20 protein-coding genes are annotated in these 25,202 nt (G+C 58.9%); 16 read left to right on the plus strand and 4 right to left on the minus strand.

The window, feature by feature from the left end; all coding sequences use genetic code 11:
• Nucleotides 1-4 precede the first annotated feature (4 nt).
• From EKO19_RS36600 to EKO19_RS36620, 5 genes are all read left to right on the plus strand, one after another.
• Nucleotides 5-271 (plus strand): hypothetical protein, encoded by a 267-nt coding sequence (locus tag EKO19_RS36600; protein ID WP_129782391.1) that lies wholly within the window; start codon nt 5-7, stop codon nt 269-271.
• 769 nt (nt 272-1,040) lie between these two features.
• Nucleotides 1,041-2,387 (plus strand): group II intron reverse transcriptase/maturase, encoded by a 1,347-nt coding sequence (ltrA, locus tag EKO19_RS36605; RefSeq protein WP_217705828.1) that lies wholly within the window; start codon nt 1,041-1,043, stop codon nt 2,385-2,387.
• Nucleotides 2,388-2,547: 160 nt separating this feature from the next.
• A complete protein-coding gene (locus EKO19_RS40120) occupies nt 2,548-2,895 on the plus strand; it encodes an integrase core domain-containing protein (RefSeq protein ID WP_407676685.1) in 348 nt (115 codons plus the stop codon).
• Nucleotides 2,896-2,964: 69 nt separating this feature from the next.
• Nucleotides 2,965-3,333, plus strand: coding sequence for a zinc-binding dehydrogenase (locus EKO19_RS36615; protein ID WP_129782393.1), 369 nt, complete (start codon nt 2,965-2,967; stop codon nt 3,331-3,333).
• 228 nt (nt 3,334-3,561) lie between these two features.
• Entirely contained in the window at nt 3,562-4,617 is a 1,056-nt protein-coding gene (locus tag EKO19_RS36620; protein ID WP_129782394.1) for an alpha/beta hydrolase, read from the plus strand.
• An 18-nt stretch (nt 4,618-4,635) separates the two neighbouring features.
• On the opposite strand, the gene EKO19_RS36625 is transcribed toward EKO19_RS36620, so the two are convergent.
• The 3 genes from EKO19_RS36625 to EKO19_RS36635 all read right to left on the minus strand — a co-directional run bounded on the left by EKO19_RS36625 (nt 4,636) and on the right by EKO19_RS36635 (nt 8,052).
• On the minus strand, nt 4,636-5,772 hold the full coding sequence (locus EKO19_RS36625) for a (R)-mandelonitrile lyase (protein ID WP_129782395.1): 1,137 nt from the start codon (nt 5,770-5,772) through the stop codon (nt 4,636-4,638).
• An 86-nt stretch (nt 5,773-5,858) separates the two neighbouring features.
• The gene (locus EKO19_RS36630) at nt 5,859-6,971 is read right to left on the minus strand and encodes an alpha/beta fold hydrolase (protein ID WP_217705829.1); all 1,113 of its coding nucleotides are present in this window, start codon (nt 6,969-6,971) and stop codon (nt 5,859-5,861) included.
• Between the two features lie 91 nt (nt 6,972-7,062).
• Nucleotides 7,063-8,052 (minus strand): aldo/keto reductase, encoded by a 990-nt coding sequence (locus tag EKO19_RS36635; RefSeq protein ID WP_129782396.1) that lies wholly within the window; start codon nt 8,050-8,052, stop codon nt 7,063-7,065.
• A 155-nt stretch (nt 8,053-8,207) separates the two neighbouring features.
• Here EKO19_RS36635 and EKO19_RS36640 point away from each other — a divergent pair, with 155 nt between their 5' ends.
• The 4 genes from EKO19_RS36640 (at nt 8,208) to EKO19_RS36655 (ending at nt 12,797) form a co-directional block, all read left to right on the plus strand.
• Entirely contained in the window at nt 8,208-9,101 is an 894-nt protein-coding gene (locus EKO19_RS36640) for a LysR family transcriptional regulator (protein ID WP_129782397.1), read from the plus strand.
• A gap of 137 nt (nt 9,102-9,238) precedes the next feature.
• Complete coding sequence (locus EKO19_RS36645; RefSeq protein WP_129782398.1) at nt 9,239-9,826, plus strand: flavodoxin; 588 nt, start codon at nt 9,239-9,241, stop codon at nt 9,824-9,826.
• A gap of 190 nt (nt 9,827-10,016) precedes the next feature.
• Nucleotides 10,017-12,398 carry a TonB-dependent receptor gene (locus EKO19_RS36650; RefSeq protein WP_217705831.1) on the plus strand — a complete coding sequence of 794 codons (2,382 nt, stop codon included), beginning with the start codon at nt 10,017-10,019 and terminating at the stop codon, nt 12,396-12,398.
• A 153-nt stretch (nt 12,399-12,551) separates the two neighbouring features.
• The gene (locus EKO19_RS36655; RefSeq protein WP_175597334.1) at nt 12,552-12,797 is read left to right on the plus strand and encodes a hypothetical protein; all 246 of its coding nucleotides are present in this window, start codon (nt 12,552-12,554) and stop codon (nt 12,795-12,797) included.
• Nucleotides 12,798-12,856: 59 nt separating this feature from the next.
• On the opposite strand, the gene EKO19_RS36660 is transcribed toward EKO19_RS36655, so the two are convergent.
• Complete coding sequence (locus EKO19_RS36660) at nt 12,857-13,282, minus strand: GlcG/HbpS family heme-binding protein (RefSeq protein ID WP_129782400.1); 426 nt, start codon at nt 13,280-13,282, stop codon at nt 12,857-12,859.
• 340 nt (nt 13,283-13,622) lie between these two features.
• Here EKO19_RS36660 and EKO19_RS36665 point away from each other — a divergent pair, with 340 nt between their 5' ends.
• The 7 genes from EKO19_RS36665 to EKO19_RS36695 all read left to right on the plus strand — a co-directional run bounded on the left by EKO19_RS36665 (nt 13,623) and on the right by EKO19_RS36695 (nt 25,199).
• Nucleotides 13,623-14,642, plus strand: coding sequence for an isopenicillin N synthase family dioxygenase (locus EKO19_RS36665; RefSeq protein ID WP_175597335.1), 1,020 nt, complete (start codon nt 13,623-13,625; stop codon nt 14,640-14,642).
• A gap of 251 nt (nt 14,643-14,893) precedes the next feature.
• On the plus strand, nt 14,894-16,576 hold the full coding sequence (locus EKO19_RS36670) for a carboxylesterase/lipase family protein (RefSeq protein ID WP_129782402.1): 1,683 nt from the start codon (nt 14,894-14,896) through the stop codon (nt 16,574-16,576).
• 72 nt (nt 16,577-16,648) lie between these two features.
• Nucleotides 16,649-18,256, plus strand: a complete 1,608-nt coding sequence (locus EKO19_RS36675) for a carboxylesterase/lipase family protein (RefSeq protein WP_217705832.1) — start codon at nt 16,649-16,651, stop codon at nt 18,254-18,256.
• 423 nt (nt 18,257-18,679) lie between these two features.
• The gene (locus EKO19_RS36680) at nt 18,680-21,490 is read left to right on the plus strand and encodes a TonB-dependent receptor domain-containing protein (RefSeq protein WP_246039043.1); all 2,811 of its coding nucleotides are present in this window, start codon (nt 18,680-18,682) and stop codon (nt 21,488-21,490) included.
• A 410-nt stretch (nt 21,491-21,900) separates the two neighbouring features.
• On the plus strand, nt 21,901-22,791 hold the full coding sequence (locus EKO19_RS36685; protein ID WP_175597337.1) for an SDR family oxidoreductase: 891 nt from the start codon (nt 21,901-21,903) through the stop codon (nt 22,789-22,791).
• 233 nt (nt 22,792-23,024) lie between these two features.
• Nucleotides 23,025-23,894, plus strand: coding sequence for an IclR family transcriptional regulator (locus tag EKO19_RS36690; RefSeq protein WP_129782405.1), 870 nt, complete (start codon nt 23,025-23,027; stop codon nt 23,892-23,894).
• 546 nt (nt 23,895-24,440) lie between these two features.
• Complete coding sequence (locus EKO19_RS36695; RefSeq protein WP_246039034.1) at nt 24,441-25,199, plus strand: electron transfer flavoprotein subunit beta/FixA family protein; 759 nt, start codon at nt 24,441-24,443, stop codon at nt 25,197-25,199.
• Nucleotides 25,200-25,202: the final 3 nt, after the last annotated feature.

A 25,202-nucleotide genomic window follows, 5' to 3' on the forward strand; every position in this document is an offset into this window, starting at 1 on the left:
ACGCATGATCGCCAGTCTGGCCTGGGACCTGCTCCAGTGGTGCGGGCTCTTGCTTCGACCGCTCGAGTCGTTAGAGGCGGAGAATCTGTTTCTACGTCGCCAGCTGGCGCTGTATCGGGAACGCGGTATCAAGCCAAAACGGGTCGATGCGGCGACCCGAGTGACACTGACGTTCCTGTCGCGCTGGTTCGATTGGCGATCTGCATTGATCGTCGTTCGGCCTGAAACGCTGATCCGGGTCAAGAGCGCATCGCGAACGAATTGCTGTTGAAGCTTGGTCTTCAAGTGTCGCCACGCACGATGGCCAAGTACATGCCGCGACCCGCGCCAGCCGGCCGCGCGGAGATCAACGATGGTCAACCTTCCTGCGCAATCACGCACGAGCCATCATCGCGTGTGATTTCTGTGTCGCGGTGACCAGCACGTTCCGAGTCCTGTACGTGCTCGTCGTCATCGAACATCATAGCCGTCGACTGATTCATTTTAACGTGACAGCGTATCCGACCGCGCAATGGACGCGGCAGCAGCTGCGAGAGTTGCGCCTTGAAGCGCAACAGGTTCAGTGGCCTGAGATGGCCACCGTGGCAAAGCCTAGCCAGCAGCCACGTATCGAGTCTTGCGTGGGCGGGGGTAACACCGACTGCGAAGCGTAGACAGAAAGTGTGCAGGCCGGAACGAAAGTGAACGGAAGAGTTAACCTCGAAATTGATCGATCGAAGCAGCCGACCCTCTCTCTCAAAGGGGAAGGCAGAAACGCGCACGGCTCGTCAGTGGCGAGAGCCGGATGTTGCTTCCGGGGTTCGTATCCACGGCATGTATGCAAAGGACTTGTTGGGAACAAGGGAGAGCCTGTGAGTTCAGGTGGAGCTTGTAAGGTCGAACGAGCCCGCAAAGCGAGGACGATCTGATGGCTCACAGGCAGTCAGACTGGCTGATAGTACTCTGCGGTGGGGAGAGCCCACTACACGGGGAAGCGGCCGGCGGAAGTCGAAGTGTTCTGGGGAAACATGAGCCTCATTCAATGGGGGGAACGGACCACTATGCAACGAGTGGAGCATCCAGTCATGACAACGGGACTAGAACGCATAGCAGCGAAAGCTCGGGAAGACGGGAAGCTGAAATTCACCTCGCTCGCGCATCACGTGACGGAGGAGCTTCTATGGGAAAGTCTTTGTCACATTCCCAAGGACTCTGCGCCGGGTAGTGATGGGCAGACGGTGGAGGAAGCGAAGGAGACCTTCAAGCAATGGGCGCCGGAGATGCTCTGTGCGATCTATGAACGGAGGTACCGACCGCCGCCGATCCTACGGGTGTTCATACCGAAGCCCGGAAAGAAAGAGAAGCGGCCGCTGGGAATTCCGTGTGTGGCCGACAGAGCGCTACAGCGCAGCGTAGCTGCAGTCTTGAGTGCGATCTACGAACAGGAGTTCTTGCGATGTTCGTTCGGAGGTCGCCCCAGACTGGGTGCGCACCATGCGTTGGCGACCCTGGGTGAAATACTCGCGGGGGTGCCGGCGATCGGCTGCGTGCTCGATGCGGATTTGAAGAACTTCTTCGGGAGTTTAGACCACGGATGTCTACTCCGCTTTCTCGAAGAACGAGTCGGAGATCCACGAATCATTTGTCTGGTTCGACGCTGGCTGAAGGCCGGCATCTTGGAGAAGGGTGAGTTGACGCCGAACGAGCAAGGCACGCCGCAAGGTGGTTCGATCAGTGTGTTGCTAAGTAATCTGTACCTGCATCGGGTTCTAGACCTTTGGTTTGAAAAACAAGTCAGACCTCGGTTACGAGGCGAGGCTTGTCTGGTGAGGTACATTGATGACTTCGTAATTTGCTTCCAGTTCAAGGAAGACGCCGATCGAGTCCATGCGGTTCTGAGCAAGCGGCTGAACAAGTATGCGCTAGCTTTGGAGCCGAGCAAGACCAAGCTGATCCAGTTTGGGCGATTTGCGCAGCAGGCAGCTCGCGTGCAGGGCAAGCGTCCCGAGACGTTTTCCTTCTTGGGTTTTACCCATTACGGCACGCATAATCGCAACGGCAACTACAAGGTTGGCCGAAAGACGGAGAAGTCTCGACTTCGCCGCACTTTGGTGAACCTCAAGGAGCTTATGCGTGACATCCGGCACTGGTCGCTTAAGGATCAGGTCGGTCGGCTCAACCAATCTCTTCGTGGCCACTACGCGTATTACGGATTAGCCGGCAACTGGCGATCCCTTCACAAGGTCTATCGCTTTGTGGAGCGGTACTGGCACAAGATGCTCTGCAGTCGGAGTTGGGCTGCGAAGATCACGTGGGATGTCTTTCATCGGTTGAGAGACTTGTTTCCGTTACGGCGTCCGAAGATCTACCTGACTTATCAGGAGATGCAAGCATGCGCTGTGCTGTGAAATCCACATCGCCTTCTGACGAGCGTAGTGCGGGAAATCTGCACGCTACGTTCTGTGGGAGCCAGGAGCGGGTGACCGCTCCTGGCGACCCGGTGCGGTGGGATACGAGGAGGGATACAAATACCTGCTGCACGATCGCGACAGCATCTTCTCGGCCGAGGTGGATGAGTCCATCCGGCGGTTGGAGCCGCGCGTATTGAAGAGTCCACCGAGAAGTCCAAAAGCGAACGCCCTCTGTGAACGCGTTCTGGGAACCCTTCGCCGGGAGTGTTTGGACTGGCTCATTCCGCTCTCGGAAGCGCATCTACGTCAGACGCTGAAATCGTGGGTGGCGCATTGCAATCGCGGACGTCCTCACTCAGCCTTGGGCCCAGGGGTTCCCGACCCTCTCGCGAACTCGACCGTGCCGTTGTCGAAGTCGCGGCATCGGCTCGATGATTTTCGTTTGGTTCAGGCCAACCCAATACTCGATGGATTGCACCACGAGTACTCGCTAATGCGCGCTTGAAGTGTATTGGCCGCCCGCGCACAGGCCCAATCGAGAATTTGCGGACCACAGAGGATTTTTGCGTAACCAATGACATCGCCAAATTGGGACGAGGCGGTTCTCCGTCTGACCGGTGGCCGTGGCGTCGATCACGTGCTCGAAGTCGGTGGCGATGGAACGATCCAGCAATCGATCCGCGCCACCAAGGACGGCGGGCGGATCGCCTCGATCGGCAACCTCAGCGGTGGCTTCACCCGGGTCAGGCGTGCGGAGCGCGGCGTGGAGGTTACCCCTATCGCTGTCGGCTCGCGCCAAATGAATTCGGATTTGATGCGCGCGATCGACATGCATCGCCAGATGCCGGTGATCGACAGTACTTTCCCGTTTGCCGACCTGAAGAGGGCGCTTGGCTATATGGAGGCCGGCAAGCACTTCGGCAAGATCGTCATCACTTTCTAGATACGGCAAAGCGGAGCAGGGTCTATGTACTAAGAGAGCTCATGAATGGCAATCGTCGCTCCGGTGCCACCTTTTTTTGCAGGCCGCGCCCGGTGAGCATGCACCAAGTCGCAGTGGGCACACGGAATCTATAAGTTGTACCTATAAGGGCATGCGCAATCGCGAGCTTAATCCCCAACGGCTTTGCGCCTACCATTGGTAGTGATGATCGCGTTGAGGAACATGCCCATGAAACCGTCCAATTCAAGACCTACCGTCGTGGCTGCGCTGCTTGCGATTACCGCGGGGCAAGCCGGCGCGGCGGACTACAAGAAGAATCCATTTACTCTGGTCTACGATGGCGCCATCGTTGAAAACGTTTCGGGCCACGTCAATATCCATCCCGTTACGTACAAACTCAACGGTCTGGAAATCCGGGCAAACGTTTATACCCCTGCGAGTTACGATCCTGCGAAGAAATATCCGACAGTTGTCGTTGCTCACCCGAACGGCGGCGTGAAGGAGCAGGTCGCGGGTCTGTATGCCCAACGCCTGGCGGAACAGGGCTACATCACGATTACTGCGGACGCGGCTTACCAAGGTGCGAGTGGCGGTGAGCCGCGGAACGTGGACAAGCCAGCCTATCGCATTGAGGATATTCATGGCATGGCGGATTTCATCACCCGTTATCCCGGGGTCGATAGCGCTCGATTGGGGTTGTTTGGCATCTGCGGGGGAGGCGGCTACTCACTGAAGGCTGCGCAATCCGACAAGCGCTTCAACGCGATCGCGACCTTGAGCATGTTCAATTCCGGGCGAGTCCGACGCAATGGCTACATGGATTCGCAACTGGACACGATCCAGCAACGTCTGCAGCAGGCTTCCGCGGCCCGCGCCCAGGAATCGGCCGGGGGAGAAGTACTCTATGCCGGCGATGCCAACCTGACGGATGAGCAGATTGCCAGATTGCCGTTCGATCTATATCGGCAAGGGTACGAGTACTACTGGAAAACGCACGCGCATCCCAACGCGACCTTCAAGTACACCATGAGCAGCTTGCTGGACCTGATGAGCTTCGACGCTACCGACCAGATCGAATTGATCGACAAGCCCTTGCTGATGATGGCAGGTAGCAAGGCGGACAGTCTGTACATGAGCGAGGATGCGTTTGCCAAAGCCACTGGAACGAAGGACAAGGAGCTGTTCAAGATCGATGGCGCCACGCATATCGAAACCTACTGGGTGCCGCAGTATGTGAACCTGGCGATGGAAAAACTGACGGCCTTCTACGCGAGGACCCTCTGACTTCAAGGGCGCGTGCGGTCAACGGCCCGGCGCGCCAAGATACTGCGAATCGCTGACCTTCTCGAGCCACTCCACCGTTTGGCCGCCGGCATGTTCCTGGATGGCGATATGTGTCATCGGCGTCGTACTGGTCGCACCATGCCAATGCTTCACGCCGGCAGGGATCTGGACGACATCGCCTTCGCGCATCTCCTGAACAGGTCCGCCCCATTGCTGCACCCAGCCGGTACCCGATGTCACGATCAACGTCTGGCCTAGGGGATGCGTATGCCACGCCGTGCGGGCACCGGGCTCGAATGTGACGGACCCCGCCGAAACGCGCGCAGGTTCCATAGGCGCGGACAGGCGTTGCAGCCTGGCGGAGCCTGTGAATCGATCGGCGGGCGTAGGCTGCGCCTGAATGTCAGTGCTTCGTGTGATACGCACCGTCGATGCTTTTTGTGGCGCGCTGTTCGTCGTCGTGTCACGCGGGGCGGGTTTCGCGGCGCGGGTTCGCAGCGTATCCTCGAGCAGCCGGGACGCCTTGTCCGCTTGCTGTTTGTCGACGTCCGCGGCGATCACGGAAAGGATATTTCGGAGCTGCGCCTCGCTCAATCCTACATTCAGTCCAACGTTGAAGTGACTTCGCAGCTGGGACTCGACGCCTTGGAGTGCCGCCAGTGCCGAGATAGTCGCGATTTCCCGGCTCTGAAAATCGAGATTGTCGCGGCCGAAAATATCTCCGAACAGATGGGAACGCAGGAACTCATCGATCACCGGAACGAATTTGGCATAGCCGGCAGGGGTGGTACTGCCGGTAAGTTGTGTACGAATCTCGGTTCCGAGTTCGAGGCTGCTCTTGTCCGCAGGCAGCGGATTCGGCGCCGCGCCCACCGGATCTTTCTTTCCCTGCAGTTGGCGTTGTTGCAGGACCTGCTCAAACGTATTGATACCGTTCAGGCTGCGAGGAAACCCGGCGTACGCGTACATCTGTACCAGGATTTCCTTGATCTCGTTGATGGTGAGGCCCGCGTCCAGTGCTTCATTCAAGGCCGTCCTCAACTTGGGAATGTCGCCGCTCGCGGTGAAAGCGGCGACGGTGACAATGTTTGCCTGCCTGTCGCTCAGCGCCTCGGTCTTCGCTTGGCTCGTGCTCGTGAATAGAGCGAACGACATGAGGGCCACTTGCCGGATCGCGGCAAGCAGCCAAGTTCTGACGCTCTTGCCGCCGCTTACTTCACGATGTTGAGCCGTAACCTGCATCATTTGCTTCTCGCACTGGGTTTGCCGGCATGCTCATCGAGCCATTGCAGGATGAAATCGGCGATCTGAAGGCTGTTCTTGTCCTGCATGATCATGTGCGTGTTGCCGCGAATGCCGCGCTCGGCCGGGTCCAACATTTGCGCTTGGCCGCCGGCCGCTTTCAGACGACCGATGAGTGCCTGGCAGCCTTCAAAGCGCTGCTGCCACGTCGGTAGCGAGGGCATGCCGGTGGGGTTGGTGCGATGATCGCCGAAGACGACCAAAAGCGGCACGGTCGACAGCGCCTTGATCTGGTCATCGGTGTAGTTGGCGGGGCAGGCACCAGGCTCGACGAGTACCATTGCTTTGGTCACGGCAGGGTTGAGCAACGCCGCCGCCAGAGGAAACGATCCGGATTGTGAGTGGCTCATCAAGACCGTACCCTTCAGTTGAGTGGCGAGTTCGGAGAGCGCTTTGATCGTGGGTGTGGGCGTGGGAAGTCCTCGATTCAAATCCGGCACGGCCTGCTTCGCCAACTCATCGACAGCGGCTATTGGAAACTGAGTGTCCGGAAATGGCGCCCCGGCTTTCGTTCCGAAGCGGAAATTGGGCCAGACGGCCTCGTCGCTGAAGCGCAGAAACTCAGGTTGATTGGCGGGAGGAGTCGAGCCAGCACGTGCATTGTTGAAGATTGCCTGATTGAAGCCGGATCGCCCGCGGCCAACCTGATCCGGTACATACACTGGATGGCCCTTGCGCACGAAGTACTCGTCCCACCCCATCCGACCGTCCGGTGTGGTCTCCCATGTCTTGCCGGTCAGCGTCGCGCCGTGAATCATCACGACCGGAGGACTACGATCATTCTGGGGCACCATATAGCGCACATACATCTGATTGACGGTGATGTGTCCTCCGGGGCCGAGGTTGCCAAGCTCGCCTTGAGTTTGTTCAACCTTCTCGCCACCGATGTAGAAGCTGCCTTGTGCTTTCAGCACCAGCGGTGCGCTCGCGGTCTGCACATCCTGGAGAGCCTGAGCCCGCACCGGGGTGGTTCCCAGAACGGCTGCAACGCCGGCACCACACCACATCGCAGTCCGGAAAAACTTCCACAAGCGCTGAGTTTGCAAGTTCATGCTCATTATCGTGCTGTCGTTAGGTCGCAAGTTGGGGGAGGTGTTTGATCGGCATGTGGCGGTGAGTCGAAGTAACAGGTCAGGTGAGAATCTACAGGCCGGTCATCTTCAGCGCCGCCTCCGGCAATCTCTCACCCTGGATCTGAATGTTTGCCAGCGTCGCACGAATCTCGCGAAGCTCCTCTGCGGTGAGTTCGAGCTCGGCGGCGCCGATGTTCTCTTCCACCCGGTGCAGTTTGGTAGTGCCGGGAATCGGTACGATCCAAGGCTTTTGCGCGAGCAGCCAGGCGAGAGCGACTTGGGCCGGGGTTGCTCTTTTGCGAGTTGCAATGTTCTTCACCATTTCTACGAGCGTTTCGTTGGCCTTGCGCGCCTCGGGGGAGAAACGCGGTACCTGGTTGCGAAAATCGTTCGCGTCGAACTTCGTGTTCGAATCGATCTTGCCGGTTAGAAACCCGGCGCCCAGCGGACTGAAGGGCACCAGTCCAATGCCGAGCTCTTCCAGCACATCCAGGAGTCCCACCTCCGGGCCTCTCCAGAACAGAGAGTATTCGCTCTGCACCGCGGTGATGGGTTGCACTGCATGGGCGCGACGGATGGTTTGTATCCCTGGCTCCGACAGGCCAAAGTGCTTCACCTTGCCGGCCGCAATCAAATCCTTGACGGCACCCGCGACGTCCTCGATCGGCACCAATGGATCGACCCGATGCTGGTAGAAGAGATCGATACGATCGGTCCGCAGTCGTTTCAGCGCGGCATCGGCGACGGCTTTGATGTGCTCTGGCCGGCTATTGGTGTTGCCGCTGCGTGTGCCGGTCCGTTGATCGATGTCGAAGCCAAATTTCGTGCCGATCACGACCTGGTCGCGAATGGGTTCGAGCGCTTCGCCGACCAATGCCTCGTTCACGAACGGCCCGTAGGATTCAGCTGTGTCGAAGAACGTGATTCCACGATCATTGGCGGCGCGGATGAGCTTGATCATCTCTTGCTTGTCGGCCGGTGGCCCATAGCCCCAGGTCATGCTCATGCAGCCGAGGCCGAGGGCAGAGACTTCAAGGTTTCCAAGCTTGCGAGTGCGCATATCGAGACTCCTCGGCGGCAGTTTCCGCCACAGCAGCTGGCGCCCTGCCATTTGGGGAGGGCGCTCCAATCGCTTGCAGGGGAGTGAATATAGAACTCCCACCTCGCCGCGATAAGATGCTCTAATCGGCATGTAGTCATTAGCTGAGCTAATCAATGCCGCACGAACACTTCAATGATCTCGCCTCGTTCACCGTCGTTGCGCGTGAACGTAGCTTTACCAAGGCAGCAGCCAAGCTGGGGGTGTCGCAATCGGCGCTGAGTCAGACGATACGTACGCTCGAACGGCGCTTGGGATTGCCTTTGCTCATACGCACGACTCGCAGCGTCGCACCTACCGAGGCAGGGGAGCGATTGCTGCAAACCATCGCACCCCGGTTTGAAGAAATAGAAACGGCTCTGGCATCGTTGAGTGAACTAAGGGACAAGCCCGCCGGCGCGATTCGTATTACCGCGGGCGAGCACGCTGCGCACTCTGTGCTTCAGCCGGCATTGAAGAAGATCCTTCCCAAGCACCCAGACATCAAAGTCGAGATCGTCGTCGATTTTGGTTTGGTGGATATCGTGGCTGAGCGTTATGACGCGGGCGTGCGTCTCGGCGAGCAGGTGGCGAAGGACATGATTGCAGTTCGTATCGGTCCCGACATGCGTATGGCGGTCGTAGGGGCGCCGTCGTATTTCAAACGTTATCCCATCCCGAAGACGCCGCAGGATCTCACCGCTCACAATTGCATAAGTATCCGGCTACCTACCTACGGAGGACTCTTTCCCTGGGATCTGGAGAAAGCAGGGCGAGAAGTGAAGGTTCGTGTCGAGGGACAGTTGATCTTCAACAACGCGGCGCTTCGACTCGCGTCCGTGTTGCAAGGCCTGGGGCTCGCCTACATGCCCGAAGACCAAGTGCTGAAACACATCGACGATGGGCGGTTGATTCGTGTGTTGGACGATTGGTGCCCACCGTTTCCCGGATATCACCTTTACTATCCGAGCAGGCGGCATTCTTCGGCGGCTCTCACTCTATTGGTTGAGGCGCTACGTTTCCGCGGTTGATCCCTTTCGAACTGCAGTACTTTCATGAGGTCTGCTTATAGGATTTAGCGAGTCCCACCGGCTAGTCGTGTCCTGTCTGCGTGACTACAGTCGTCGGTGATGAATCTTGGCTCATTTGAGACAGCAGGAGATGCGAGATGGCTTCGTCGAATGATCCGACGCGACGCGCTGTGATGACGGCACTTGCCGGAATCTCGCTGGGTGGGGCTTCCCTGACCGCCGTTGGTGGCGAGGCGCGTGTGTCTTCGCGTACGCTGGTTGCCTATTTCTCACGCTCCGGCAATACGCGAGTCGTAGCCGGACTGATTCGGCGGACGCTCAACGCGGATCTATTCGAGATCCAGCCGGCCACGCCGTATCCAGAGGATTATCTCGAGACTGTCGAGCAGGCGCGCCAAGAACGCGACAGCGACCACGAGCCCGCATTGGCCGCCAGCGTAGCGAGGATCGCAAACTACGACACGGTATTTCTCGGGTTTCCGATCTGGGGAGAAACAACACCGCCGGTCATTCGATCGTTTCTCTCCGCCCACGATCTTTCGGACAAGCCGCTGATCCCGTTCATAACACATGGTGGGTATGGGCTCGGAAACAGCCGTGCCGTTCTGGCCAGACGCGCACCGCGCGCTGAACTGCGCCAAGGCTTTTCGATGCAAGCCGACCAAGAGCGGCAGACCATGAATCTGGTGAATGACTGGATGAAGAGCGTCAACGTCACTCGCTGAGCCCGGCGATGGCAGGACGCCAGCAACGCATGGAGCCAATCGGGCGCATAACCCATCGCAGCCGCGATACCTCACTGTTGGCTTCGCGCTATGCCGATATAGGAACGATGTTCCTAAACGACTTGCTGAGTTGCTGCGGGTCGCGCTATATTCCAGTGAACATATCGAAAACAACACCTGGGAGTGATTGGTGCGTTTCAACTTTGTGCTCGCCGCGGCGTCGGCTCTGTTGTCGGCATCTGCGGTTTCCGCCGAGGAGTCGGCAACACATGGCCACCGCGTCGACGTTGGCGGTGGGCGAGTCCTCGACGAAGTGATGGTGACTGCTCGCCGCCGAGAGGAGAGTCTGCAGGCTGTTCCCGCAGCGATTTCAGCGATCAGTGGCGATCTGCTGGATAGCTCATATACGGTGAATACGCAGTCGCTCAGTCAGCTCGTTCCAGCCCTCTACTACAACTCTGCCAATCCAAGGAACACGGCGTACACCATTCGTGGTCTGGGCTCGAACACGCTCTCCATCAGCGCCGCTAACGATGGTATCGAACCCGGTGTCGGTTTCTATGTCGACCAGGTCTATCACGGGCGCCCAGCGACTGCGTCGTTCGATTTCACTGACATCGAGCGGGTAGAGGTGCTGCGCGGTCCGCAGGGAACTTTGTTCGGCAAGAACACGACGGCGGGCGCGATTCATATCATCAGCCGTGAGCCCACCTTTGAACCGGAGGCCAATGGCGAAATCTCTTTTGGCGACTACGACTTCAAGCAAGCCAAAGGTGCCGTATCCGGCCCGCTAGTTGGTGACGTCGTGGCGGGGCGCATCTCGGCGCAGATCACCCAGCGCGACGGTCTGATTCACAATGTCAGAACCGGAAAGGATCTGAACGAACTCGACAACTATGCCGTACGGGGCCAGCTCCTGTTCGTGCCCACTGAAGATCTCAGGCTGCGTCTCATCGCCGACGTGTCCGATCTCGATTCGGCCTGTTGCACGCAGAATTTCCTTCGAGTCGGTCAGAGCCAACGCAGCGCCGCCCGTCAATTTCCCGCGTTAGCCGCTGGGCTGGCTTACGCACCGCCGAGTACGGACGTCTATGACCGCTTGACCGATATCGATGCCAATCTGCGCATCAACACGCAGGATGGCGGCATCTCTCTGATCGCCGACTGGAACTTGGGCGCGACGATGCTCACATCGGTGACTGCCTGGCGTTACTGGGATTGGGATGTCGCGAACGACCGCGACTACACCGGTATTCCGATCCAGATGGTTCAGAGGATCCCCTCGCGGCAGGACCAATACAGTCAGGAGATTCGTCTGGCCTCGACGGGCGATGGACCGCTGAGCTATGTCGGCGGACTCTACTTCTTCCGGCAGGAAATCTCTGGCCGCCCCACGAGTATCTACGGATCCGAAGCTGCGTATTGGCTGCTCAATCAATCGAACTTCACAGTGCCGATTCCGCGCAACTTGCTGGATGGGTATGGGCAAGTCGGTAACTCGACCTTCGAGATGAAGAGCTACGCGGCATTTGGTGAGGTGAACTACAAGTTCACCGAGCGTCTGACCGCGACACTGGGTCTGCGCTACACCGAAGAGGACAAGGAAGGCCGCTATGCGACACAAGTGTTCGGCGGACTGGATCTGACCGGGCTCGCGCCCGCGGTAGCCGCGGAACTCAATCGTGCCAAGCTTTCGATCTTCCGCCCCCAGAATTACACCGCCGAGGATGATGGCGGCAGCCTCTCCGGGCGCACCAATCTCGCGTATCAGGTCACGGATGGATTGCTTGCCTATGCGAGCTTTGCATATGGCTACAAGTCCGGCGGCCTGAACATGTCAGGACTGCCGCTGGACGCGCAGAATCAGCCGGCGCTTGCAACCGCTGTTATCGAAGACGAAAAAAACATTACATACGAAATCGGCTTCAAATCCACGCTGCTCGATGGCCGGGCGATCTTGAATCTTGCGGCCTATCGGACGGTGGTCGAGGACTATCAAGCGAACATTGTTTCCAGTTTGGAGACGGCGGCCATTCGTTCGTATCCTGCCAATGTCCCGGAGGTCCGCGTGCAGGGCGTCGAGGCGGACATTGGCGCCGTGCTGTTCGAAGGCTTCACTGTGCGTGCTTCGCTCGCGTACGCCGAGGGCGAGAACACCGACTATCCTGCCGGACCATGTCCGCTCGAGGTGCAGACCGCCGCCACCGTGGCCTGCGATCTCACTGGAGTGAAGCTCGCGGGGCTGTCCGAGTGGGCGGGGTCGCTCGGATTCGACTACCAATTCCCGCTGAGCGCCGGCGATGTTCTCGTCCATGTGGATTCGAGCGCTCGATCTAGCTACAACAGCGACACCTCCGCGTCACGCTACACGCGCATCGCTGGGTACGGCGTCACCAATGCTAGCGTCGGGTATCGATTTTCCAGCGGATGGGAAGTCGATGTGTTCGCTCGCAACTTGTTCGACAAAGACTACATCTCCGCGCTCACGATCCAGACCGGCAACTCCGGCCTGGTCCTGGGGCAGCCCAGCGATCCTCGTATCGTGGGAGTGACCATGCGAATTTCATTCTGACATTCATCGGGAGTCCGGATGAGCGTAATCAGGGCGTCGGCACTGACAACTTATGGTGTCAGTGCCGACGGACTTCACGTTCGACTTCACGTTCGCGATCACGCGGGTGCGCCAGCTACGATGGAGCTGCCGACGACGGCACTTAACGAGCTAATGATGACCTTGCCCCGCATGCTTCGTCGGGCGCTGCAAAATCAGTTCAACGATCCCACTCTCCGTCTGGTGCACGATCTCGCTGAGTATCGAGTAGAGCGGGTCGCCGGCGACGATCGGCTGATTCTGACGCTGCGCACGCCGGACAAGTTCGAAGTATCTTTCGCGATCAGCGACGAAGAGCTCTCCGCTCTTGCTGCTGCCATCGATACTGACGCCTCGCGAGGACTGTCGCAGCTCATGTGAGTCGAGTCAGCGCCCTTATTACTATCATCGTCTGGCCGCGGAATCTCGATCGGCTCGCATCACTCGCGCTTCTTCAGGCCCGCGCCCTCGATGCCGGCGAGCGCGCAAAGCTCGTCGTTATCTGACAAGTCGCCGGTCACTCCGACGGCGCCAAGCACCTTTCCGTCAGCCGAGGCCACGATGATACCGCCGGCGGCAGGAATGAGTCCGCCTGCTGCCAGCGGACCGACCGCTGCGATGAAGGCGGGACGCTCAAGCGCCATCTCGGCGATCTTTCGGGAAGAGACTCCCAGGGCAAGCGCTCCTGCCGCTTTGCCGATCGCGATCTGCGGCCGCGCATTCGATGACGCATCCTGCCTCTGGAGCGAGATCAGATGACCGCCAGAATCGAGGACCGCAACAGTGAGAGGTTTCAGGCCCAGCGCAGCGCCCTTCTTAAAAGACTCAGCAATGATGCGATTGGCTAACTCGAGGCTGATGGACATGGGTGACTCCGAATTTGACTGAGAGATGCTCGCTGACGGCGCGACCGCGGCGACGTGGGCCGATATGAATGTTCGTCGATTCAACATGAACTGCAATTTCCGCCGTTGTTCAAAGGGGTAGGCGCGGCACCGAATTCCGTCGGGGATTCGTCCATGCAGCGACGTCGTCAGAGCCGCGGCCTCGCGGCTAGAGTGTTCTCATATGCGAACGGATGCGTGCCGGGCCAGAAGCGATAGAGTAGGTTGATTTCGAATGCTCTTCCACTATGGGAACGACGGTGCTAAATTTCGACCAACCCCAACCCGGCAGTCTCACCGTCAATGCTCACTAGGAGCGCCTATGGAACTCACTAAAGCTCGCGATCCGCGCGGTCAGGTCGTCGACGACGAAGCAAGCATCGCACTCATCGACAATCCGGACTCGACGGAGGAGATCCCCACGATCGATTTCGGGCCGTATCTGGACGGCTCGCCCGGCGGGCGCGAAGCGGTCGCGGCGAAGTTGCGCGAAGTCACCATGACCGTCGGCTTTTTCTACCTGAAGAACCACGGCATTCCGCAGGATGTGATCGACAACGTCTTTGCCGCATCGAAGCGCTTCCATGCCTTACCGATCGAAGAGAAAGAGAAGGTGTCCTTCAGCGACCGCGAAGGATTCAAGTCGGGATATATCGGCTTTCCGAAGGAACAGCTGAAGGTAAACAACGTTGGCCTGGTTGCGGGTGCCAAGCCGAACATCCTCGAGCAATACACGGTTCATCTCGAAGGCAGCGGCAATGAGAATCGCTGGCCGCAGAATTCCCCGGGCTTCAAAGAGGCCGTGGACAAGTATCATCGCGCCATAGATAAGCTGGCCCGTAGCTTTCTGCCGCTGTGGTCGATCTCGTTGAAGCTGCCTCTGGACTATTTCGATCGCTGGTTCTCGAACCCGCATCTCCAGCTCTCGTTGTTGCACTACCCGCCGCAAACGCAGACGGGCAATCGGCAGTACGGGATTCAACCTCATACCGACAACGCGATGATGACTTTCTTGGCGCAGGACAACGTGACGGGCTTGGCCGTCCGCATGCCGTCGGGACGCTGGCGTGCGGTGGAGCCGCGCCCCGGATGCTTGCTTGTCAACACGGGAAATTCGCTCGTTCGCTGGACCAACGAGGAATACCTCTCCACCAAGCATCGCGTGATCAACACCAACACGGTGGATCGCTATTCGATCCCGGTGTTCTTCGGCCCGAGCGACGACACGGTGCTGGACGTACTGCCCCCGTGCAAGAGCACGGACAAGCCCGCTCTGTACGAACCGATTACCTACGGTCAGTTGCGCCGTTGGTACTACAACAAGCCGAAGAAAGACGCTTGAGCCGAACATTACAAAAATAAGATGGCTGCCACGCGGCGGTGGCCTGCATGTCATGCTCGGAATTTTTGGGGTTCGAGCCACGCCTGCAGCCTCCGCCGATGTGTCTCGCCGTCCCGTTTCATGCCGGTGCCTCTGTCAACCGACAGCCAGGTGGGCACTTAGCCGCAAAGAGCTAAGCCTCAGTCTGCTTAGCTGTCGAATTGAGGCAGGCGAGGACGATTGCTACGGGGGCATTGTTAAGGAATGCGGACATGTCGAAGGTTGGCGCGTTCGTGGCTTCTGTCGCGAGGGTTGTAGACCGATGGCGTTGGTTGGCGAGATCGCATGCTGCGCAGGGCTTGCAACTGGCTCTGGTCTGCTTGAGTGTTTTCACCGGTGTGGCGGTAGCGGGGCATCAGGTGCCCGATCTCGGCGGCGCTCATGTTGATGCACGATCAAAACATCAGCGGGTCGTCAGGACGCAGGCCGGATATATCAAAGGATTTGTCGAAAACGGGGCCGAGCAGTTCCTGGGGGTTCCGTATGCCAAGCCGCCTGTTGGCGAATTACGTTGGGCCAATCCAGTAGCGCTCGAGCCGTGGCCGGAAGTGCGCGATGCAACCGCGTACGCAAGTCCGTGTCCTCAGCAGAAGACGCTCGGCAATTTCTCAATGCCCAGTGTCAATGAAGATTGTCTGTACTTGAACGTCTATGTGCCGCGGCGAGGCCGCAAGCATCCCGTCATGGTCTGGCTGCACGGAGGCGGATCGGTGGGGCACGGCAACGGTTACGACGGCAGCGTTCTCGCAAGAGAGCAGGGTGTCCTTGTGGTCACCCTGAACCATCGAATCGGCGCGTTGGGTGACCTTGTTCATCCTGCCTTCGACAATGGCGGGGCCACGACGCTCTATGAGTTGCGGGATCAGCAATTCGCGCTGAAGTGGATCAAGGACAACATAGCCGTATTTGGTGGCGATCCTGACAATGTGACGCTTTTCGGAGAGTCGATCGGCGGCGCTTCCATTCAACTGCACATGGTATCTCCCACGGCGAAGGGTCTCTTCCATAAGGCTATCTTTCAGAGCGGTCCATCCCGTTACTACCACCCTCTGGTGCCGCTGGCCGAGGCCGAAGCGCGCGCTAAGGTGTTTGCGACGGCAGTCGGCTGCACCGATCAATCAGCGGAATGTCTGCGTAACGTGCCCGTGAGCGCCATTCTCGAGGCCCAGGGCTCGTACGGTGGCGCGTGCTGTGCGACGTTTCCCGTTGACGATGGCCATGTATTGACCTCGACTGTCTACGAGGCGATTCGATCCGGACAGTTCAATCGAGTTCCATTTCTTGATGTGACGAATCGGGATGAGCACCGCTGGTTTCTGGCGCTCACCGAGGTGAGCACGAGCCACTCCATCGCTGCCGATGAATATCCGGCGCGACTTCAGGCGGCTTTCGGCGCCGATGCCGCAATCGTGCAGGCGGCGTACCCGTTGAGCCAGTTCGACTCACCCAGTGGTGCTCTCGCCGCTGCCCAGGGGGATCGTGGCTATCCGTGTCAAGTACGAAACTTCGACGTGGACGCATCGAAGTATGTTCGGGTGTACGCCGCCGAGTTCAACGATCCGACTTCGGCGGAAGCGGTGCTGCCGGCCGTCTCCTTCCCTTATCTCTCGGCACACACTCATGAGATTCCGTACATCTTCCCCGGTTGGAAGGGCGCCGCATCGGATCCACTGCCGCCATTGAATCGCCAACAGCAGAAACTGGCGAGGCAAATGCGCGAGCTGTGGGCGACGTTCGCGGAGACAGGTGAGCTGCGTGACTATCCTGCGCTGACCAAGAGTCGTGAAGCCGTGATCTCCCTGGAGATTCCGAGGCTTCGCGTCATCACGGATTTCAGCGAAACGCACCGCTGTCAGCTGTGGAATTCGATCCGAAACTGGACGCCGGTGCCATAACGATTCATGAGTGTCGGATGCATCGCGCGCCGCAAAGACTTGCGGACCGGATCGTCAATGTCTTGGAGCAACATGCAGATGCCCTCTATTCGATGTTGGGTCGGAGCCTCAATCAAAAGTGTGCTGGCCGCGGTGCTGTTCACGAGCATTACGGTCCACGCGGAGGATGGTCGGAAAGAGGGTGATCGTCCGATCGTTAAACTTCAGTCCGGCCGGATCCAGGGCTTCATCGAGAACGAGGCTGCCAAATTCCTGGGGGTTCCGTATGCCAAGCCTCCCGTCGGAGCGTTGCGCTGGGCGGAGCCGGTGGCGATGGACCCGTGGGAGGGCGTGAGAGACGCAACTCGCGAAGGAAACATTTGTCCCCAATCGAACGAGTTGGGCACGGATTCCTTGTTCAAGGCCGATGAGGACTGCCTCTATCTGAATATTTTCGCCCCGAGGCGTGGCCGAGGGCATCCGGTGTTGCTGTGGCTCCATGGCGGCGGAGCGGTGGGGCACGGTAACGGTCTCGATGGCAGTGCGCTTGCCCGGGAGCAGGGCATCGTCGTGGTCGCGATGAATTTTCGGATCGGTGCGCTGGGGCGCTTGATTCATCCCGCATTGAACGGAGGCGGAGCGACGGCTCTTTATGAGCTACGCGATCAACAGTTCGCGCTGCAATGGATCAGGGACAATATTGCGAGCTTCGGTGGAGATGCAAATAACGTAACTCTTGCCGGGCACTCAGCAGGTGGGGCTGACGTCCATACACATTTGATCTCTCCGCTGGCAAAGGGGCTTTTCCATAGAGCGATCTTCGAGAGTGGGACCTCGGCATATTTCAATCGGTTGACCTCGCTGTCAGACGCCGAGGAGCGCGGCAGGTCCTTTGCTGTTGCGGCTGGATGTCCAGATCAGACGGCTTCGTGTCTGAGGAAGTTGCCAGTAAGCACGATTCTCAAAGCGCAAGGCTCATTTGCTGGGTCGTGCTGCTTTACCTTGCCTATAAACGACGGTCACATTGTTTCATCGACGGTGCACGATGCGGTCCGGTCGGGCCAGTTCAACCGTGTGCCCATTCTTGATGTCACGACGCGTGACGAATACCGCTGGTTTGCTGCTCTCAGCGAGATCAAGACCGGTCATGTGATGACGGCGCAGGAATATCCGGCCAGTATACAAGCGGCGTTCGGTGCCGATGCTCCAGCGGTATTGGCAGCCTATCCGCTCGGCGATTTCGACTCTCCGGGTGGAGCGCTCGGCACGGCAAGGGGGGACTACATACACTCGTGCCAAGCGCGCAGTTTTGATGTGGACGCGTCCAAGTTCGTTCCGGTGTACGCTGTGGAGTTCAGCGATCGCAACTCGCCGCAAGACATGTTGCCGCCGGTTTCATTTCCGTACCTTGCATCTCATGGGCATGACCTTGGCTACCTTTTCCCCGGATCGAAGCGAAGAGCTGCGCTGCCTCCGATGCCGCTGAACGCCGACCAGGAAGTGTTGGCGAGGAGAATGCGCCAGCTTTGGGGGCACTTCATAACTACGGGGTCGCTGCCGCCGGAGATGCCGAGGGTGACCAAGAACCAAATCGCAGTGGTGTCGCTGGACATTCCGGAAATCCGCGTAGTCGACGATTTCCGCGTGGCCCATAAGTGCGATCTATGGGATTCGCTTCGTAAGTGGTCTGCTGTCCAGTGAACATTGACATCGGCGGCCGAACGCTAGATTCATAAACAATCCGATGAGACCGGCTGCTGCCGGCATCGTCCGCCGATAGTTGCTCCGGTAACTTCGTCATCCGGGCCTCTGTTCGCCCGGTTTTCTCGGCTTTTCACGTGCCTCGCTGTCAACCCGGCAGTCGCCCCGCGTCCGCATTGCATTCGAAGCGTGTGCCTAAGACCGCTCGTGATATGTGGCCAACGCAGCTTGCTTGCGACCCTCTCTGTGGCGCAGTATCGGATATACGAACGACGTTCGCAAAAAGCGTCGCGTTCGCATTGGGGGATGAGATTCCATTAAAACAATGGGAGGCAGAACATGAGTAATCGAAAGCGAGCCGCACGAGTAGCCGGTCCAGAACGGTGCAAAGGCGCACTGTCCGCGACGGCAATCTCCGGTGGTATGGCGTTTTGCGCAGTCGTTGGTCTTGCGAATGCGGCAGAGCCGTCTGAATCCGCAGATGTTCCGAAGCTCGATGAGGTCGTGGTAACGGGCAGCCGTATCACCCGTGACGGGTTCGAGGCACCGACGCCGGTTGCGGTTACGAGCGCTGAGGATATTCTGCGCAACGCACCGCATAGCATTGCGGACTTGCTGAACAAGCAACCGGTATTTGCAAACAGCGTCACAAATCGATTTAGCAGCAGAGGCGGCGTGGGTGGTGCCGCGGCGGGCGTCAGCAGCCTGAATCTGCGTGGTATCGGTGCAAACCGGACGCTGGTGCTGCTCGATGGCGTGCGTATGGCTGCCGGGTCGATTGACGGCTTTTACAGCAATGGTGGTGCTGTGAACACCAACGTGATCCCTGACTCATTGGTCGAGCGAGTGGACGTCGTCACAGGCGGCGCGTCTGCGCCGTACGGTTCGGATGCGGTGGCCGGCATCGTGAATTACATTCTCGACAAAGATTTTACGGGTCTGAAGGGATCGGCTCAGATGGGTGCGACCACTCGGGGCGATGACGACCAATACTCGGCCTCGCTCGCGGGCGGTATGCCTTTCGCCGATAGCCGTGGGCACATCCTGCTCAGCGTTTCTTACGACAATATCGACGGCATCCCCGACGGGAGAACGCGGGAGTGGGTGCGTGAAGGCTGGGGGCGCATGCTCAATCCGGCCTACACGGCGACGAACGGGCAGCCCTATTACCTCGTGCGACCCAATGTCGGAACCTCCGTGGCTGCCACTGGGGGACTCATCTCATCGGGCCCGCTTCGAGGAATCACCTTTGGCGAGGGCGGCGTGCCTCGCCAGTTCAACTATGGGTTGAACGATGGTACCTCGATGTCGGGCGGCGATTGGGAGCTGGGTACGACGGAGTTCGCCAACGCGAGTCTCGACCTGGCGATGAAACGCACCAGTCTGTTCGGGCGCGTGAGCTACAACATCACCGATCGTGCTGAAGTTTATCTGCAAGTCATGGACACGGATTCCGACGCGTGGACCGCGTGCTGCACGAGGGCGCTGCGAAACGTCAGTATCTCGAATCAGAATCCCTTTGTGCCGGCGAGCGTACTGAGTCAGATGCAAGCGGCTGGTGTGACATCGTTCCCGCTCGGTGTGTACTTTGGTGAGCAGGGGTCAGTGGGCTCCACGATCCGCCGGGCTTTCAGTCAATACATCGTTGGTACGCGCGGTGAGTTCGATCTGTTCAGTTCGCCTTGGTCGTGGGATGTCTATGCCACGGAGAGTATCAACCGAACGACCGGCAAGCCCGAGAACACTTCGATTACCGGCAATCTCATGTTGGCGCTGGACGCGGTGCGTGATCCGGTGACCGGCAATCCAATCTGTCGTTCGACGCTGACCAACCCAGGCAATGGTTGCGCGCCGTGGAATCCCATGGGCATTGGCGTGGTTTCTCAAGCCGCCCGCGACTATGTTTATCAGGACGTGAGCTGGATGCGGCAGGATCTGACGCAGCGTGTGGCGTCCGCTTCGCTTCGCGGCGAGCCGTTCTCGTCGTGGGCCGGCCCGGTGTCGCTTGCTGTGGGCGCTGAATATCGACGGGAGGAGGTCGAGACCACGACGACGGCACTCGATCACGCCGGCGGATTCTACGGTGGTAACTATAGAGACGTTGACGGCCACTACGACGTCAAAGAGGCCTTCCTGGAGACCGTCATTCCGTTGGCCAAGGACATGAGCTGGGCACAGTCGCTGGATTTCAACGGTGCTGTTCGCGCAACCGAGTACAGCACTTCGGGCTCCGCGTTTACCTGGAAGGTGGGTGCGACATATACGCCGGTGGATGACATCCGCTTCCGCGTCACCCGTTCATTGGATATTCGTTCGCCAAACATGGGTGAATTGTTCAATGCTGGCGCGACAGCGATCGCTAGCGGCACGCGTGATCCCTTCAATGGCAATCAGACCGTGATTGTCATCTCGACGAATGTCACCAATCCAAACCTGCAGCCCGAGGAGGCCGATACATTTGGTTTCGGTATGGTGTTACGGCCGAGGTTCCTGCCAAAATTGACCGCGTCCATCGACTATTACTCCATCGACCTGCAGAAGGCGATCAGCTCGCTCTCCTCGCAGGAGATCCTGAATCTCTGTTATCAGGGAAATCAGGAGATGTGTGCGGCATTTCGGCGCGATCCGGATGGTACGGTTCGCTTGAATGGCATGCCGATCAACGTCTCTGCTCTGAAGACGGAAGGCGTCGACGTAGAGATGAGCTACACCCAGCCCCTCTCGGAGCTTTTCGACGGCTGGCGGGGAAATTTCACTGCTCGGTTGCTTGCGACTCGAATCATGGATTTGACGACGACGCGGCCCAGCGGCGAAAAACTGCAGGGTGCTGGCGTGACGGGTGGCGGAATGTACCCGATCGTCATTGCGCCGGACTGGCGTTACTCATTGACGCTGGGCTACCAAAGCGATGCCTTCTCGATCTCGGCGACGGGTCGTGGTTTCAGTGACGGTGTGATGAATAGTCAGTGGATCGAATGCTCATCGGGCTGCCCGACGGCGGTGAATCCGCACTATACGATCGAAGACAACACCGTGCCCGGTGCCTTCTATGTGGATCTTTCGCTGAGCTACCGTCCGCAAACATTTGCGTCCGCGTTCAATCCCGAGATCTTTGTAGCAGTGGACAATGTCAACGACAAGAATCCTAAGGGATATGAGGTGCTGGGCTATGCGCCTGGTTTCCACGATACCTTGGGCCGCTTGTATCGTGCCGGCGTCCGTTTCAAGATGTAATCGATGATGATGAGTGGCGCGACATGGTTGTCCATGTCGCGCCCTCGCTGCCAATTCTAGTTGTCGCGCGAAGAACTGATAGATTACGGCGCTCGAGGCAACTGTTTCGAGCAAGATTCTGGTGGGCTTGAAGCGCGCGGCGGACTAAAACATCGGCCCTGCCGACACTCAGCAGCAGCTTGTACTGGTTTCGCCATGGGCGCCGATCGCGCCAGCCACGTGCAGACAGATGCCCGGTTGAGCCGCTCGCCGCCGCCAGGATCTCCGCAGATCGTGTTGCTCGGTAGGCCGACGGCATTGGCAGAGTGAAACGAACCATCATGGTCGTGGATCCGGGGGCCGCAATTCACCCACGGGTCGATCAGAGCCGTGTGACATCCGATTGAAATTCATCGAGAGGCGTGCGCGATATGAATCGCTTCACTATGAATGTGTTGCTCACGTTCCTGTGTGTCCCTGGGTTGCTGCCCGGACCCGCCATTGGGGATGGCTGGGCAGACGCCAGGCGCGATCCCGAAAAGGTGAGAATCATGAGAGATAAGGCTGTTGTTCTGGTCGTCGGCGCAAGCGGAAGCATTGGCAGGCCGGTCGTCTCGGAAGCGCTCAGGAAAGGGTACGAGACCCGAGCGTTGGTGCGCGACCCGGCCCAGGCGAGCTTGTTTCCCGATGGCGTGCAGATCGTCGTTGGCGACCTGACCCGGGCTGAAACGCTGCACGAGGCAGTCACCGGTGTCACCGGCATCATCTTCACTCAAGGCGTGAATGGGAACGATCCGAAAGGTGCCGAGCAGGTGAACTACGGCGCGGTACGCAATGTTCTGAGCGTGCTAAAAGTGCCGGCGCGAATCGCCCTGATGACCGCTGTCGGCGTCACGAAGCCCAGCGTCGGGCACGACTGGAAACGTCGCGGGGAACGGTTCGTGCGCGCCAGCGGTCTGCCTTACACCATCGTGCGGCCCGGCTGGTTTGACTACAATGCGCCCGACCAGCAGCGCCTAGTAATGCGCCAAGGCGACACGCACTGGGCAGGATCTCCTGCCGACGGGGTGGTTGCCCGCGCACAGATCGCCCAGATCCTGGTCGCCTCGCTGAGCTCGCCCGCCGCGAACCGCAAGACCTTTGAGCTGGTCGCCGAACGAGGTGCTGCGCAAACTGATCTGGAGCCGCTTTTTGCAGCACTCCTCGCCGATCCCGCAGATAGCGACGACGGCCTCCGGGACCAGGATAATCTGCCGCTCGCCAAGGAACCCTCCAGGGTCGTTGGCGACTTAGGTGCGATCCGCGGAAAGTTCAAGGATTGAAGAACCATCGAGGATCTGCTGGCTGGCTGGATGCATGACCTGGTCATCCTCGCTGGAGGCGTCATGGCGAGCATTCTGAAGGGGGATCGAGTAATATCCCGCCATGATCCCATCGGCTTGACCATCGATGGTCAAACCTGAGGATCGGGCAACTCGAAAGCTGCCGCCATGTAAGTGATCCGGTACGGGCGGTTGAGCCGGGAAGCTTCAACTCACTGAATGTCGGGAGCAGCATGAGTAGCGCACGCCTAACTGTCGTTTCAAAGGTGAAAGAAGGCGAGCGCCCGACAAAGCGAGCGACGGGGGCCGTAAAAGTTCGCCGCAGTGGCCCGCGTTCGGTGACTCGGCTACTCAATGTACTTCGTGTGTTGGCCTTGTCCGAGGAAAGCGTAAGCCTTGCGCAGCTCAGTCTTGCCATCGGTACGCCAAAGACCAGCCTCCTTGCATTGCTCCGAACATTGGTTGAGGCGGGCTATGTAGTGCAGCGTGAGGCGGGATATACGCTTGGGACTGAGACATTTGCGCTAGGCTCCACCATCATTGGTCGGCGCAAGCTGGGTCAACTGGCGTGGTCGGTGTTGCAGAAGCTTGCCGAGCAAAGCGGAGAGACGGCGCTGCTGGCAGAGCTCTCTTCCGACGCGGAACATGCGATCTACATTGATCGGGCCGAAGGTAGTCGGGCCGTCCGCTTCGTTGCGAGCGTTGGCGACCGCCGGCCGCTCTATAGCTCTGCTTGCGGTCGAATACTACTGGCCTTTCAGAGTGAGCAGTTTCGCAAAGACTACCTTGCGAGAGCTAAGCTGATGCCACTGAATCCAAAAAAGAAGCTCGGACGCAGTGAACTCGAGGGCATCATCCGCGAGATTCGCCAGTCGAATCTCACAATCACCGATGACGATATTACTGAGGGCGTGGTGGGCATCGGTGCCCCGATCTTCGGTCTCGGAGGGGAAGTCGTTGCGGCGCTAGCGATAGGCGTGCCGGTCGAGCGAGTCAATAAGGGCACTGAGAGGTTGTCGCGCCTCGTAAGAAGCGGTGCCGAGGAAATTTCCGAGATTCTTGGGCGTACACACACAGACCAGAGCGAGCAGGAATCCGACTAACGTTGGAGAGTCCCGGCTGCACCTGGACGTGATCATTCATGGTCAAGGGTCGGCGGGCTCTTGATGCAGCGAGCTCATGAATAGCGCTGCGCGTTCGGCCAGGCTCTAGGCGGCACCTGGGATGGACAGTCCGCGGTTGTTGCGGTACGTCGAGCGTCTGGCTCTCCTCTAATCAAGTCGATTGCTGGTTCGGTCACGACTCGACCCGTCTGTGACTCTCTATTCGCATCGGCAAATGCGTCCTCTCAACCTTCGTTGACGAACATTCGAACCCGTCCGGCGCGTGGCTCTATCTGTTCGGCATGCCCGGTGGCAAGCACGCCAGCCATGGGTACCCGCTCGTTAAACAAGCAGCATTCGTAGAGAACTTGTCGAGATGCGGACCAGCAGAGCTCGCGCGTACGACGAAAGCTGTGCTTTGAACAGGCATCTTGGTTGGTGCTCGGCCGAGCGGGAACGCCATACCCATATTCGACTATCGTTCTAAAAAGTGTACACTGCTCTTTGCAACGAGAGGTGATCGACGAGGCGTTCGGGGGAACTGTTTTGAGCAAGATTCTGGTGGGCCTGAAGCGCGTGGTGGACTACAACGTCCGCGTCCGCGTCAAACCCGACGGCACGGGTGTCGTAACCGACGGCGTCAAAATGAGCATCAATCCTTTCGATGAGATCGCGCTCGAAGAAGCGCTTCGCATCAAGGAGCAAGGCGCAACCACTGAGATTACAGAGGTAATCGTGGTGAGCATTGGCCCCGCCGACACCCAGCAACAGCTTCGCACCGGTCTCGCGATGGGCGCCGATCGCGCCATCCTCGTGCAGACCGATTCGCCGGTCGAGCCGCTCGCTGCCGCCAAGATCTTTCTGCAGCTCGTCGAGAAAGAAAGCCCGCAGATCGTGTTGCTCGGCAAGCAGGGCATCGACGACGACAACAACCAGACCGGCCAGATGCTGGCCGCGCTGTGGGATCGTCCGCAGGCCACGTTCGCCTCGAAGGTCGAACTGGAAGGCGGCAAGGCCAAAGTCACCCGTGAAGTGGACGCGGGCCTCGAGACCATCGAAGTCGATCTGCCGGCGGTGTTCACCACCGACCTGCGCTTGAACGAGCCGCGCTACGTGAAGCTGCCGGACATCATGAAGGCGAAGAAGAAGCCACTCGACACGGTGGTGATCGACTCGCTCGGCGTCGACACGGCGCCGCAGTTCAAGACCACCAAGTACGAGCCGCCCGCGGCCCGTTCCAAAGGCATCATGGTGAAAGATGTGGCCGAGCTCGTCGCGGCCCTGAAGCAGAAGGGGCTCGCCTGAGGA

The organism is Peristeroidobacter soli, assembly GCF_004138485.1.
In the GTDB taxonomy this organism is placed as follows: domain Bacteria; phylum Pseudomonadota; class Gammaproteobacteria; order Steroidobacterales; family Steroidobacteraceae; genus Steroidobacter; species Steroidobacter soli.